The organism is Flavobacterium tagetis (assembly GCF_016735615.1).
In the GTDB taxonomy this organism is placed as follows: domain Bacteria; phylum Bacteroidota; class Bacteroidia; order Flavobacteriales; family Flavobacteriaceae; genus Flavobacterium; species Flavobacterium tagetis.
The window spans coordinates 200,644-214,410 of the sequence record NZ_JAERSF010000002.1 but is presented as its reverse complement, the minus strand read 5'-3'; the positions used below and the strand labels follow the sequence as shown (position 1 = coordinate 214,410).

Genomic DNA, 13,767 nt, shown 5'->3' with positions numbered 1-13,767 from the left:
ATAAAAAAATCCCAAACTCCTTTTGGAATTTGGGATTTTGAATTTTATTGGAATTTTAAAAAGCTTAAGCTTTTTTATTCAAAGCAGCGCTCAATTCTAAAGAGATAGCAGAACGCTCTAATTTTAATTTTCCAGACATAGTTTCGATTACAACAGTAGTTTCTGCTAATTCAGCAATTTTACCGTGGAAACCACTTTTTGTTACTATTTTATCACCTACTTTTAGGTTGCTTTCAAATTCTTTTTCGTTTTTAGCTCTCTTTTGCTGTGGTCTGATCATGAAGAAATAGATTACCACGAACATTAAAAGGAATGGCGCAAATTGAGATAATTGTCCCATAATTTAAATTTGTTTTTGATTTATATTTAATATTCTTTTTTTAGCTCTTTGACTTTGCTCCGGGAGACAAAGTGGTTGGAATTTGGAATTTTAAAAATTGAAAATTCAAATTTTTACATTAACCCTCTTCCTACTTTTACCATCTTTTTATTGGCAGTCAGTTCCTTAACCAAATTATCTAAAATTCCGTTGATAAAAATACTACTTTTTGGCGTAGAATACTCTTTTGCAATTTCTAAATATTCGTTAAGAGTTACTTTTACTGGAATTGAAGGGAATTTAACAAACTCGCAAATAGCCATTTTTAAGATAATTGTATCAATTTCAGCAATACGATCACTATCCCAATTTGGCGTTTTATCTTCGTATTCTTTTGCAAAAGCTGTTTCGTTTAGAATTGTTCTTCTAAACAAATCTTTAGCAAAATCTTTATCTTCAACATCTTTATACAATTTTGGCACTCTAAAATCGTCTGGATCTTCTGTTTTAATTGCTTTCAATTGTTTAACGATATGAGTATTTACAACCGGAATATCATCAACCCAAGTTAATTTATCATCCTCCAAATATTCATATAATTTTTCATTTGGCACAATAACATTTTCAAACAAATCAATAATAAATTGTCTGTCTTCTTCAAACGTATTGACGTTATTGCTCATGTATTTTTTGTAGATATCGCTTGCTTTAACATCATTTAAAAGCAAAATGATATAATCATCGTTTAAAGACCAGTTATTGATTTTACGATTTTCTAAAGCAATGCTAAGAGAATTACTTTCTGCTAAAAGCTGGAAGATTTTGTTTTTGATGAACTTTTCGTTCGGATTACGTTCTGCTGCAGTAGCAAGGTGTTTTTTACTTGACAGATGCAAATAGACAGCTTCTTTTTTGCAAATTTCTATCAATGAAGAAAGCATTATAAGATATAAGTCCTGAATATTGTCAATGCTGTAGAAAAGAAATTTCTCTTCTTTTTCCATATTTTCAGAACCGCTTTGATGCATTGCATAAATGGATTGCATTACTTTAACGCGTATGTGTCTTCTATTTACCACCTCGTAAGAACATTTAAAAATTAGTCTGCAAAAGTATAACTTTTAAGGCGTATTCTAAAATTAATTCGCAAAAAAGTCGCGACTTTTGGTCTTATTTTTATTTAGTTTTCAGTTCCAGTCTCGGTTTTCAGCATTAAGTAAAAACAAAAAGTCTCAGTTTCCAGTAGATCTGAAAACTGAGACTGAGACTGTAAGCTTAAAAAATTACTTAGAAGCGTTTTCGATTCTTCTTTGATCGATACGATTTTGAGCAATTGTAAGAGCCGCTTTATGAGTTGTAATATTATTTTTAGCAGCAAAATCTATAATTTCTAAAGTTGTATTATAGATATTTTCTGTTTTAGCCATAATTTCAGCTTTACCGTAGTTTGCTAATTCAGCATAAACATTGATAATTCCACCAGCATTGATTAAGAAATCTGGAGCGTATAAAATTCCTCTTTCTTGCAATCTTGCACCGTGAACATTTTCATCTGCTAATTGATTGTTGGCAGCACCAGCAATAACTTTAGCTTTAATCTTATCTACTGTATTATCATTAATTGTTGCTCCCATTGCACAAGGCGCATAGATATCAACATCTGCAGTATATAAATCTTCACCAGTGTAAATTGTTGCATTGTATTTTGAAGCAACTTGGTATAATTTTTCTTCATTAATATCAGAAATAGTTACCTGAGCTCCTTCTTTAGTTAAATACTCAACCAAAGTTTCCCCTACGTGCCCAATTCCTTGCACCAAAACTTTTTTTCCATCTAAAACATCAGTACCAAACTGACTTTTAGCAGCTGCTTTCATACCTAAATAAACTCCGTAAGCAGTAACTGGCGAAGGGTTCCCAGAACCACCTCTTTCTTCAGAAATTCCAGTAACATAAGGCGTTACATCTCTTACAGTATCCATGTCTTTAGTTTCCATTCCAACATCTTCTGCAGTGATATATCTTCCGCTTAATGAATGAACAAATTCACCAAACTTACGCATTAATTCAGGTGTTTTTTGTGTTTTAGCATCGCCGATAATTACCGCTTTACCTCCACCAATATTAAGTCCAGTAATGGCAGATTTAAACGTCATACCTCTAGAAAGGCGTAAAACATCGTTTAAAGCTTCCCATTCTGTGTTATAATTCCACATTCTGGTTCCTCCCAAAGCTGGCCCCATAACCGAATTATGAATACCAATAATTGCTTTTAAACCTGTATCTTTGTCATTGCAAAATACAATTTGTTCGTGATCGTCAAAAGATAATTGACCAAAAACAGGATCCATTTTTTGAAGTTCCTTTCCAGTTGCGAAAGTTGCATCCATAGCGCTAGTATTAATTAGGTTAAAATTATGAATTCGTCAAAAAGACATCTCAAACATAATTAAAAAATACACATGTGCTAATTTTTCATCTTTAAAATAACAATATTACAATATAATTGTTTTGATTAAATCGCAAATTATTATAATTTTATTTAATAATAATTCTTAAATACAAATCAATTCAATATCAGATTTCTTAAAAAAATGAAAGAATTAAGCTATTTAAACAAATATTTCGTCAAATATAAATACAGTTTTTCGCTTGGAATTTTAACAACTATAATCGCACAAATATTTTCATTATACACTCCAAAGCTTATCAGTAAGTCTTTAAACGCGATTGAGAATTTTGATAAACTATCTGCTGCAGACCAAAAGTCAGAAATTGTAATTGCTGCCTTTCGTCAAGATTTAATTCATAACGTATTATTAATCATCGGTACAACGATTGTTGCGGGATTTTTAACATTTTTAATGCGTCAGACTTTAATTGTAATGTCACGTCACATTGAATTTGATTTAAAAAATGAAGTTTTCAGACAATACGAAAATCTTTCTCAGACTTTCTACAAACAAAATCGTACTGGAGATTTAATGAACCGCATCAGCGAAGACGTTTCAAAAGTCCGCATGTATGTTGGTCCAGCTGTTATGTATACTATAAATACGGCCATTCGTTTTATTATTGTCATATTATATATGTATAATGTATCTCCTCGCCTTACCTTATATACTATACTGCCCTTACCGATTCTTTCATATTGCATTTTCAAATTAAGTTCTGAAATCAATAAACGAAGCACTACTTTCCAACAATATCTTTCTAAAGTTTCGAGCTTTACTCAGGAAATATTTTCAGGAATTCGTGTCATTAAAGCCTATTCTTTAGAAAATCAGCATCAAAATAATATGGTTGATTTGGCTGAAGAAAGCAAACGCAAAAGCTTAAGCCTAGCAAGAGTTCAATCTTTATTTGGTCCTTTAATGATTGCACTTATCGGAATCAGCAATTTGGTTGTAATTTATTTTGGAGGCGTTATGTACATCAACGGAACTATCCCGAATATTGGAACAATTGCAGAGTTTATTTTATATGTAAATATGCTGACTTGGCCTGTTGCTTCTTTAGGCTGGGTTTCTTCGATGGTTCAGGAAGCCGAAGCTTCTCAAAAACGTTTGAATGAGTTTTTGAAAATCGAACCAGAAATCAAAAACAATAATGAAAGCTCATCAGATGTAGAAGGAAATATCACTTTTGAAAATGTTTCTTTTACTTATAAAGACACCAATATTGAAGCTTTAAAAAATATTTCTTTCACAGTAAAAAAAGGAGAAACTTTAGCCATTTTAGGAAAAACTGGTTCTGGTAAATCTACCATTCTTTCTTTGATTTCGAGATTGTATGATGTAACCGAAGGCGATGTCAAAATTGATAAAAACGAAATCAGCACTTTAAACCTAAATGATCTTAGAAATAATATCGGAATTGTACCTCAAGACGCATTTTTATTTTCGGATACGATTAAAAACAATATCAAATTCGGAAATCAGAATGCAACTGACGAGGAAGTGATTGAAGCCGCGAAAAACGCTGTAGTTCACGACAACATTATTGCCTTTAACAAACAGTACGACACTGTTTTAGGAGAAAGAGGAATTACACTTTCGGGTGGACAAAAACAGCGTGTTTCTATTGCAAGAGCGATTATCAAAAATCCAGCAATTTTGCTTTTTGACGATTGTTTGTCTGCAGTTGATACCGAAACGGAAGAAATGATTTTGAATAATTTATTTGAAATTTCTAAAGACAAAACAACCATAATTGTGAGCCATCGAGTATCATCGGCAAAGAATGCAGATAAAATTATTATACTCGAAGATGGTAAGATAATTCAACAAGGTTCTCATAATCAATTGATAAATCAAGAAGGATATTACGCATCGTTATATTTAAAACAACTTTCGGAAAAAGAATTACTTTAATTGTTGCGTAATAGATAATTTTTTATGATTTTTGAGTACTATTAATTCCAAAAATGATAGAACGTATTATGAGAGAAAATGACATGTTAGAAAAAGAAGAGATTTTTTCTAAAGTATTACGAGCAGGAAGAAGAACTTATTTCTTTGATGTGAGAGCTACCAAAGCTGATGATTACTATATCACGATTACAGAAAGCAAAAAATTTACTGAAGAAGATGGTTCTTTTCACTTCAAAAAACACAAAATCTACTTATACAAAGAAGATTTTAGTGCTTTCGCAGAAATATTAGAAGAAATGACTTCTTATGTTTTAAACCACAAAGGCGAAGAAGTAATTTCTGAAAGACACCAAAAAGATTTCAAAAAAGAATACAGCTCTGAAAAGACTGAAAGCCAAAGATCTAGTTTTACAGATATTGATTTTGATGATATTTAATTCAAAATCATCTATATAAGTAGGAGTCCAATTTGTTATGCATTTTGGACTTTTTTTATATATTTATGTTTTGAGATTTGAATTGTAAAATGTGAGACGTACGATTCATTCAACTTTTACTTCTAACAATTTTACAAATTACACTTTACCTCTAATGAAAAAATTAATTATCCTCCTAAGTTTCTTCCTTTACGGAATTTCATTATCTGCACAGAATATAGAATATGAAACGAAAAACAATATCCAATATTATAATGCAGCTGTAAATAAATCGGATAAATATATTAACGAAAGATGCGTGTTGGATATTTACTACCCTAAAAACAAAAAGGATTTCGCTACTATAATCTGGTTTCACGGCGGTGGATTAACAGGCGGAAATAAAGAAATTCCTGAAGCTCTAAAAAATAAAGGTTTTGCTATTATTGGTGTAAATTATAGATTATCTCCAAAAGCAAAAGCAGCAAAAGCAATTGAAGATGCAGCCGCAGCAATTGCTTGGACATTTAATAATATTGCCAGTTATGGTGGAGATAAATCTTCTATTTTTGTTTCAGGACATTCAGCAGGAGGTTATTTAGCAATGATGACTGGATTGGATAAAAAATATCTTCAAAAAGAAAATATCGATGCGAATCAAATTGCGGGGCTTATTCCGTTTAGCGGGCAATGCATTACACATTTCGAAATCAGAAGAGAAAACGGAATTCCAGAAAAACAGCCTACAATTGACGCTTTTGCACCACTTTACCACGTTCGTGCAGATGCTCCGCCTTTATTATTAATTACTGGAGATCGCGAACTGGAAATGCTTGGACGTTATGAAGAAAACGCTTATATGGCAAGAATGATGAAACTAAACGGACATCAGCAAACCAAGCTTTACGAACTTGATGGTTATGGCCATGGTATGACAGAACCTGCTTTTCCGCTATTAGTAAATGAAGTAAACCGAATTTTAAAAGAACGCAAAAAATAATCACTAAATAAAAATTCCACGGCAATGGAGACACAACTATTAATTATACCAGGACTTGGAGATTCTGGAGAAAAACACTGGCAAACCTTTTGGCATAAAAAATTCGAAAACTCAATTCGCGTTGTCCAAGACAATTGGGACGAACCAATTCTAGGAGAATGGCTTGAACGATTAAACGAGAACATCTTAAAACTTGACAAACCCACTATTTTAGTTGCACACAGTTTGGCTGTTTCATTGGTTTTGCATTGGGCAGAAAAATACAATAATCCGAATATTATCGGGGCTTTTTTAGTCGCTCCTGCTGATGTTGATTCACCTCAGCATACACCTGAATGCATAAGAAATTTTTCTCCAATTCCGCTTTATAAATTACCTTTTCCTTCGGTAGTAGTAGCGAGCGAAAATGATCCTTATGCTTCTTTTGAAAGAAAAAAACTCTTCGCTGAAAACTGGGGAAGTGATTTTGTAAATATCGGACAGCAAGGACACATTAATTCTGATTCTGACTTAAAATATTGGGAAGACGGGCAGTTGATATTAAAGAAGTTAATTGAAAAGATAAATCTATAATTTAACCGCAAAGTTCGCAAAGATTTACGCAAAGAACGCAAGGCTTTATACAAAGTTTTTGTCGGTTAAAGTTCGCAAAGCTTTGCGAACTTTAAAATCTTCTAAAATGTCACTTGCAAAAAACTTTGCGTGCTTTGCGGTAAAATTTATTTGATTAGAAATTAACCAATACGTAGACCATTTTCAATCTTAAAATCAGGAGCTAATAAAATCACATCTCCTTCCTCTCCTACTGCACCTAAAACCAAACATTCACTCATAAATTTTCCAATTTGCTTTCTTGGGAAATTTACAACTGCCACAATCTGACGATTAACCAAATCTTCTTTTTGATATCTTTTGGTAATTTGGGCAGATGATTTTCTAATTCCAATTTCTGAACCAAAATCAATTGTTAATTGATAAGCCGGTTTTCTTGCTTCAGGAAAATCATTTACTTCTATAATTGTTCCAACGCGCATATCGGTGCGTTCAAATTCGTTCCAGGTTAAATCCATTTTTAAATTGTATTATTTACAAACCTATAAATTTTGTAATTAATGCGCCTAATTCTATAACCTATTTCTTTTTCTTTAAATCTAATTTTACGAGAAGAAAAATAAAAATACTCACGTAAAAAAATATAACATGGAACATACTGAACCAAATGCATGCATGTCAATTAAAGATTTTGAATCTAATTTAAAACAGGTTCACACCGATAAATATATAGAAACTGCTCAAAATGTAAGACTTTATGTGAAGGATTATGGTCAGGGAAAACCTGTAATCCTTATTCATGGCTGGCCTCTTTCTAACGAAATGTGGGAATATCAGATTGATCATCTAGTACAGAACAACTGTCGCGTAATCGCCTATGATCGACGCGGGTTCGGAAAATCTTCTCAACCTTGGGACGGTTACGATTACGATACTTTGGCAGATGATCTTAAAGAAATTATCGAACAATTGGAATTAGAAAATGTAACGCTTGTAGGTTTTTCTATGGGCGGCGGTGAAGTGGTTCGTTATTTTAGCCGTCACGGCGGAAAAGGCGTTACCAAAGCAGCTTTGATTTCGTCAATTATTCCATTTCTATTAAAAACTCAAGATAATCCTGACGGACATCCAAAAGAGAAAAGTGAAAACACTGCCGCAGCAATAAAAGAAGACAGAATAGGATTTATTGATAATTTCGGGAAAACGTTTTTCGGGGTCAATATTATTAATAAGCCCTTAAGCACGCCTTTATTAGAATATTACAGAGCTTTATGTTCAGTCGCTTCTCCAAGAGCTACTCTAAAATGCGCTGAATCGTTTTCTTATACTGATTTTAGAGACGAATTAGATTTCATAAAAGTCCCAACCTTGATTATTCACGGTGATGACGATAAAATTGTACCTATTGATCTTACATCTAGAAAAGCAGCAAAATCTATAGCAAATAATACTTATATCGAATATGAAGGAGCGCCTCATGGCCTTTTTTATACAGATAGAGAAAAACTAAACGAAGATTTACTGGAATTTTTGAATTCATAAAAACAAAAAAAGTACCCAAAGAAGCAAGCTGAATAAGCTAACTGCTTTCTTTGGGTATTTTTTATCTTGTGCTCTTTTATTTACAGATTTTTAAAACTATTTTTGAAAATCAAATTTCGAATAAAATGGCACGAACTGAATCAACAATGCTTCCTTTAGGAACAATTGCACCTGATTTTTATTTAAAAGACACCAACTCGAACAATGCCTTTTCTTTTGAAGATTTAAAAGGCTCGAAAGGCACTTTAGTGATGTTCATCTGCAACCATTGTCCATTTGTGCATCATGTTATCAGCGAAATTGTAATGATTGCGAACGATTATCGCGTTCAAGGATTAGGAGTAATCGCTATTTCTAGTAATGATGTTGTAAAATACCCTGAAGACAGTCCAGAATTAATGACGGACTTTGCCATGGTAAATAAAATTGATTTTCCTTATTTGTACGATGAGAGTCAGGAAACAGCAAAAGCTTATCAAGCGGCTTGCACCCCAGATTTCTATTTGTTTGATAATCAAGACAAATTATTCTATCGCGGGCAACTTGACGATTCTAGGCCTGGCAACGGAATTCCTCTTAGCGGAAGCGACCTTAGAGGCGCAATTGATGCCTTGATTTACAACAGAAGTTTAAAAGAACCGCAAAAGCCAAGTTTAGGCTGTGGTATTAAATGGAAGTAAAACCTCACTAAATTCAAAAAGATTGCGTATATTTGCAAATCAATTTAATCCTCCTTATGAGAAATAAAACACCATTTACAGCTCCTATAAAGTCGTTTTGCTTAGCAAAACCACTACCTGCTGTAATTATTTCACATAATAAGGCCTTTATTTTTTAGGCCTCCGTCTACTTCACTTTTCTTCTTTTTGACGGAGGATTTACATCAACTTAAACATTTCTATTATTTGACAAAAATCAATTTTTGATCAGATATTTTTTTGTTTTTCAGATTAAACATTTCGATTCTGTCTTTTTTAAGACTCTGAAATTTTTCGTTTGTAAATTGTTCTAAGAAGAAAAAATCATTTAAAATTTTATAACAATAAATTCAATATAGATATGAAACCAACACCCACTTTCTGTAAATCGGATTATCAATTTTTAAGAGAATTGATTTTAAAAAGTAAAAACTCAACAAATACTAAAGAAGCCAATCAGCTTTCGCAAGAATTAGATCGCGCTGTAATTAGTAAAGAAAGCGAACTTGACAGTTCGGTAATCCGAATCAATTCATTTGTAACGATAGAAGATGTAAAAGCTAAGAAACAAATGAAAATTCAAATCGTTTTACCTTCTGCAGCAGATGTAAAACAATCTAAAATTTCAATTTTAGCACCTTTAAGTGTTGCTATTATTGGTTTTAAAGAAAATGACGAAGTTGACTGGGAATTACCTGCTGGTATCAAAACTTTAAAAGTAATAGCTGTAGATAATTCTGCTGTACACCATTCTTAAGTTTAAAAACACCTCATTCTGTGACGGTGTTTTTTTTATATCTATTTGAAAATAAAAAAACTGTTCTATCGAACAGTTTTTTTATGCTTATTACTCAAATCAAAATTACAATTGTGAATCAATATAATTTGTAATTGAAGCCATTTGAGTTTCGTCTAATTTTGCTTTTTTACCCATTTTTACCAAAATCGGTGTCCATTCTGTTTTCGTATACTCTTTTGGTTCGTAAAGCTTATGGCATCTAGCACAGCTATTCTCGTAAAGGCTCTTACCTGCTGCCAATTCAGGTGTTAATTCTTTCGCTTTAATTTCCTTTTCGACAGGAGCAGTTTCTGCAACAGCCGTTTTTTTAGTGCCACATGCCGCTGCAAACAACGCTATGGTCATTAAACTTAAAATCGCTTTTTTCATTTCTTGGTTTTGTTTTTTTTTTAATTGAAGTAAATATAAAAAAATCCCATACGCCGTGGCATATGGGATTATTATTTAAAACAATGCTAAATTGCTTCTAAAATCTTATTTTACGTCCATTAATTCAACGTCGAAAATTAAAACTGCATTTGGCGGAATAACTCCTCCAGCACCAGATGGACCGTAAGCTAAATCAGATGGAATTACAAAACGAGCTTTGTCTCCAACTTGTAATAAAGCAATACCTTCGTCCCATCCTTCAATAACTTGTCCTATTCCTAATTTGAATTCGATTGGTTTTTTACGTGGGTAAGAAGAATCAAATACTTTTCCGTTATCTAAAGATCCTTCGTAGTGAACAGAAACAGTTTTTCCTGCTTCAGCTTTTTTACCTTCACCTTTTTGAATCATTTTATAACGTAAACCGCTTTCTGTTCTATCAAAACCAGCAGCTAATTGTTCCATTTTTGCTTCAGATTCTGCTTTTAAAGCTGCCTCACGTTTCATACGAGCACCTTTTAAGCCGATGAAAGCTTCAATTGCATTCCATTTTTGAGCTTCTTCTCCAACTCTAATAATTTCAACAGACTCTAAATTGTCACCTTGAGCAACAGCATCAACAACGTCTTGTCCTTCAACAACGTATCCAAAAACACTGTGTTTGTTATCTAACCAAGGAGTTGGAACGTGAGTAATAAAGAATTGAGAACCATTACTTCCTGGACCAGAATTTGCCATAGACAAAACTCCTGGACGGTCGTGTTTTAAACTTGGGTGAAACTCATCATCAAATTTGTAACCTGGATCTCCAGTTCCTGTTCCTTTTGGGCAACCTCCCTGAATCATGAAATCTGCAATTACTCTATGGAAAGTTAATCCGTCATAGAATTTTTGCCCTTGAGGTTTTACTTTATTTTCCATATTTCCTTCTGCAAGAGCAACAAAGTTACCTACAGTTCCTGGTGTCAAATCGTGTGTCAATTTTACTAAAATTGAACCTTTGCTAGTATTGAATTTAGCGTATATTCCGTTTTCCATGTTGTTATTTTTAATTTGAACGCAAATTTACAAATTAATTTTTTAATCAATTTGCGCTTTCGCTTTTTTAGATTTTGATTTATAAGTAAGTCCGTAAATCGTTAATGATAATAAAGATAAGACCATACAGCCGATTGTTACGTACTGCCATCCACCCATTTTCCATAATAGCAAACCGTATGCAGATCCTGCTGCCGTTCCTAAAAATGTCAACGACATAAATACAGTGTTTAATCTGTTTCTTGCTTCTGGCAATAACGAATATACTCTTGTTTGATTAGAGATATGAACACCTTGAATTCCGATATCAATAAATACAATTCCAATTGCGATTCCGATCACACTTTCGATTGAAAAATAAAAAATCAAAAAGCTGATTAAAACCAATAAAATACCATAACCAACTGCAATTCTTGAGTTTCCTTTATCCCCAAGTTTACCAACAAGAGGTGCTGCTAAAGCTCCAGATGCACCAACAATTCCGAACAAACCAATTGTTGCACTATTAAAATCGAAAGGCTCTCCAGAAAGCAAAAGTACCATTGTAGTCCAAAATGCTCCAAACTGAGCAAAACTGAAAACATTAATTGCTGTAGCTTCGCGCAAAACAGGCTGTGTTTTTATTAGCGTAAATAAAGACTTAATTAATTGCCCGTAAGTTCCTTTAAACTGAGGCTTATTAACTGGGAATTTGCTTTGAATTACAAAAAAGATCAAAAGACAAATTCCGGCTGCGATATAAAACATCGATCTCCAGCCTAACACTTGGCCGATAAAACCGCTTAAAGTTCGCGAAAGCAAAATTCCGACTAATAGTCCGCTCATAATAGCTCCAACAACTTTTCCTCTTTGTTCAGGTGCGCTCAAAGAAGCGGCCAATGGCAAAATAAGCTGTGGTACAATCGATGTGATTCCGATTAGCAGTGAAGCAATTTGTAAAACAAGAAAACTCTTTGCTGTTGCTGCAATCAATAAGGCAATTACAGTAGCAAAAGTCGTCATTAAAATTTGCCTTTTTCGTTCTATTTTATCGCCAAGCGGTACCATAAAAAATAACCCAATAGCATAACCCGCCTGAGTTAGATACGTTATAGTTCCGGCACTGGCTTCAGGAATTTTAAATTCGTTAGCAATTAAAACAATCAAAGGCTGGCAGTAATAAAGATTTGCAACTATAAGACCAGTGCAAACTGCCATAAACAGTACATTAGTTTTAGATAAATTCATGCTGCAAAAATACCACTCTAATCTTTAGCAAAACTTTAAAAAAAGTATAATTTTTAAGTTTTTTTTAAACCATATAAGTGATATAAGCTCATTTAAAAACATCTTGCGAAATTTAAAGCCAAACTTAAATTTTCTTAAAGCACTTATATGGTTGTATTTTTATTAAGCTTTTAATAGTTCAAAAAATCTTCTCTAGCAGGACTAAAAACATCTGTCAGCATACCAGTTTCCAAGCATACAACTCCATGAACAGCATGAGGCGGAATATAAAAACTATCGCCTTCTTTTAAAGTCTGCGTTACTCCGCTGATTGTAACATCAAATTTTCCGCTTGCAATGTAAGTAACTTGTGAGTGATAATGATCGTGTAAAGTACCGATTCCGCCTTTTTCAAAATGAACGTTTACCAGCATCACTCTGTCGTCAAAAGCTAAAATTTTACGCTTTATTCCTTCACCAACTACTTCCCACTCTATTTCGTCTCCTTTTATAAATTGTTTGCTAGTACTCATCTTTATTTATTTTTAATTTTTTCAAAATCTTTTTTCATTAACACCAATCCTTCATTTAGATTATTTTTTTGAAAGAATTCTTCAAGCTCTTTCAGCCTTTTTAAATTATCATATTTAAATCCTGAATTTAATTTCCTCTGGCAAAGCGAACACAATCTAATAGAATGCGAATCTGTCTCTGTCATACTATTAGTCCCATTCATGACGCAACTGGCTTCAATACAATGATGCAAACCAAACATATGGCCTATTTCGTGAGAGCAAATCTTCAGCAATCTTTCTAAAGCTAAACTAAAATCGGCTTCTTTTTGCATTCTATAAATAGAACTTACTGCAATTTTATCTCTATAAGATGCCAATCCAAAAACATAATTCCATTCGGGTTTTGGATATAAATCTTTTTCAGTTATTGCCATCAAAGCAATTCTATTACTAGGATTTTCTTCTTTTAAAACATCGGTCAAAATATATCCCGCTAAAAACTGTTCTTGCCCAACGTCCCCAATTCGTCTAGCATGATTCGGAATTTTATCATTTGAAACATTACCTAAAACCTTAGTTTCCAACTGAAAAAATATTTGCAGATAGTGACGAACTAGTTCTATTTGTTTTATTTGCATTGAATCAAATTTTCCAATAGGTTGCAAATAAATAATATTTTCTTCTTTGGTTGGGACAACATGTTTAGTTCGAACAAATTGTTCGAAACTTTGTCCGTTTTCTTTATGAGAAAATAACCAATCTCCATAGGTTGGCTTCCCAAGCTTAACATCATTAACTTTAATATCTACAAAATAAGGTTGAGGCGGTAAAATTTGCTTCGGAATTGACGATGTCTTTAAATTTGTCTTTTCTTTTTTATCAGATTGACAAGACAAAAGAATCACAAATACCAGCAAAAACATCTTCTTCATAAACTATG

General features: G+C 32.9%; 16 protein-coding genes. 7 read left to right on the top strand and 9 right to left on the bottom strand.

Annotation, left to right across the window (positions count from 1 at the left end):
- Positions 1–64 precede the first annotated feature (64 nt).
- From yajC to JI750_RS08315, 3 genes are all read right to left on the bottom strand, one after another.
- On the bottom strand, positions 65–340 hold the full coding sequence (gene yajC, locus JI750_RS08325) for a preprotein translocase subunit YajC (RefSeq protein WP_008462186.1): 276 nt from the start codon (positions 338–340) through the stop codon (positions 65–67).
- Between the two features lie 113 nt (positions 341–453).
- Entirely contained in the window at positions 454–1,365 is a 912-nt protein-coding gene (gene nusB / locus JI750_RS08320; RefSeq protein WP_202000212.1) for a transcription antitermination factor NusB, read from the bottom strand.
- A gap of 237 nt (positions 1,366–1,602) precedes the next feature.
- Positions 1,603–2,709 (bottom strand): Glu/Leu/Phe/Val family dehydrogenase, encoded by a 1,107-nt coding sequence (locus JI750_RS08315; RefSeq protein WP_305038669.1) that lies wholly within the window; start codon positions 2,707–2,709, stop codon positions 1,603–1,605.
- A 204-nt stretch (positions 2,710–2,913) separates the two neighbouring features.
- Between JI750_RS08315 and JI750_RS08310 the strand changes: the two genes are divergently transcribed.
- From JI750_RS08310 to JI750_RS08295, 4 genes are all read left to right on the top strand, one after another.
- Positions 2,914–4,692, top strand: coding sequence for an ABC transporter ATP-binding protein (locus JI750_RS08310; protein ID WP_202000209.1), 1,779 nt, complete (start codon positions 2,914–2,916; stop codon positions 4,690–4,692).
- A 68-nt stretch (positions 4,693–4,760) separates the two neighbouring features.
- A complete protein-coding gene (locus JI750_RS08305; protein ID WP_095931384.1) occupies positions 4,761–5,129 on the top strand; it encodes a PUR family DNA/RNA-binding protein in 369 nt (122 codons plus the stop codon).
- 154 nt (positions 5,130–5,283) lie between these two features.
- On the top strand, positions 5,284–6,108 hold the full coding sequence (locus JI750_RS08300; RefSeq protein ID WP_202000206.1) for an alpha/beta hydrolase: 825 nt from the start codon (positions 5,284–5,286) through the stop codon (positions 6,106–6,108).
- Positions 6,109–6,132: 24 nt separating this feature from the next.
- On the top strand, positions 6,133–6,681 hold the full coding sequence (locus JI750_RS08295; RefSeq protein ID WP_202000203.1) for an RBBP9/YdeN family alpha/beta hydrolase: 549 nt from the start codon (positions 6,133–6,135) through the stop codon (positions 6,679–6,681).
- Positions 6,682–6,842: 161 nt separating this feature from the next.
- Here JI750_RS08295 and JI750_RS08290 read toward each other — a convergent pair whose 3' ends face one another.
- A complete protein-coding gene (locus tag JI750_RS08290; protein WP_202000200.1) occupies positions 6,843–7,178 on the bottom strand; it encodes a tRNA-binding protein in 336 nt (111 codons plus the stop codon).
- Positions 7,179–7,308: 130 nt separating this feature from the next.
- Between JI750_RS08290 and JI750_RS08285 the strand changes: the two genes are divergently transcribed.
- The 3 genes from JI750_RS08285 to JI750_RS08275 all read left to right on the top strand — a co-directional run bounded on the left by JI750_RS08285 (position 7,309) and on the right by JI750_RS08275 (position 9,657).
- On the top strand, positions 7,309–8,202 hold the full coding sequence (locus JI750_RS08285; protein WP_202000197.1) for an alpha/beta fold hydrolase: 894 nt from the start codon (positions 7,309–7,311) through the stop codon (positions 8,200–8,202).
- 125 nt (positions 8,203–8,327) lie between these two features.
- Complete coding sequence (locus JI750_RS08280; RefSeq protein WP_202000195.1) at positions 8,328–8,882, top strand: thioredoxin family protein; 555 nt, start codon at positions 8,328–8,330, stop codon at positions 8,880–8,882.
- 379 nt (positions 8,883–9,261) lie between these two features.
- Positions 9,262–9,657 carry a GreA/GreB family elongation factor gene (locus JI750_RS08275; protein ID WP_095931379.1) on the top strand — a complete coding sequence of 132 codons (396 nt, stop codon included), beginning with the start codon at positions 9,262–9,264 and terminating at the stop codon, positions 9,655–9,657.
- 105 nt (positions 9,658–9,762) lie between these two features.
- Here JI750_RS08275 and JI750_RS08270 read toward each other — a convergent pair whose 3' ends face one another.
- From JI750_RS08270 to JI750_RS08250, 5 genes are all read right to left on the bottom strand, one after another.
- Positions 9,763–10,068, bottom strand: a complete 306-nt coding sequence (locus JI750_RS08270) for a cytochrome c (protein WP_202000193.1) — start codon at positions 10,066–10,068, stop codon at positions 9,763–9,765.
- Between the two features lie 105 nt (positions 10,069–10,173).
- A complete protein-coding gene (locus JI750_RS08265; protein WP_202000191.1) occupies positions 10,174–11,106 on the bottom strand; it encodes a peptidylprolyl isomerase in 933 nt (310 codons plus the stop codon).
- A gap of 42 nt (positions 11,107–11,148) precedes the next feature.
- Positions 11,149–12,303: an MFS transporter gene (locus JI750_RS08260; protein ID WP_236673002.1), complete on the bottom strand. Its 1,155-nt coding sequence runs from the start codon at positions 12,301–12,303 to the stop codon at positions 11,149–11,151.
- 200 nt (positions 12,304–12,503) lie between these two features.
- Positions 12,504–12,845, bottom strand: coding sequence for a cupin domain-containing protein (locus JI750_RS08255; protein ID WP_202000187.1), 342 nt, complete (start codon positions 12,843–12,845; stop codon positions 12,504–12,506).
- Between the two features lie 2 nt (positions 12,846–12,847).
- The gene (locus JI750_RS08250) at positions 12,848–13,759 is read right to left on the bottom strand and encodes an archaemetzincin family Zn-dependent metalloprotease (protein WP_202000185.1); all 912 of its coding nucleotides are present in this window, start codon (positions 13,757–13,759) and stop codon (positions 12,848–12,850) included.
- Positions 13,760–13,767 lie beyond the last annotated feature (8 nt).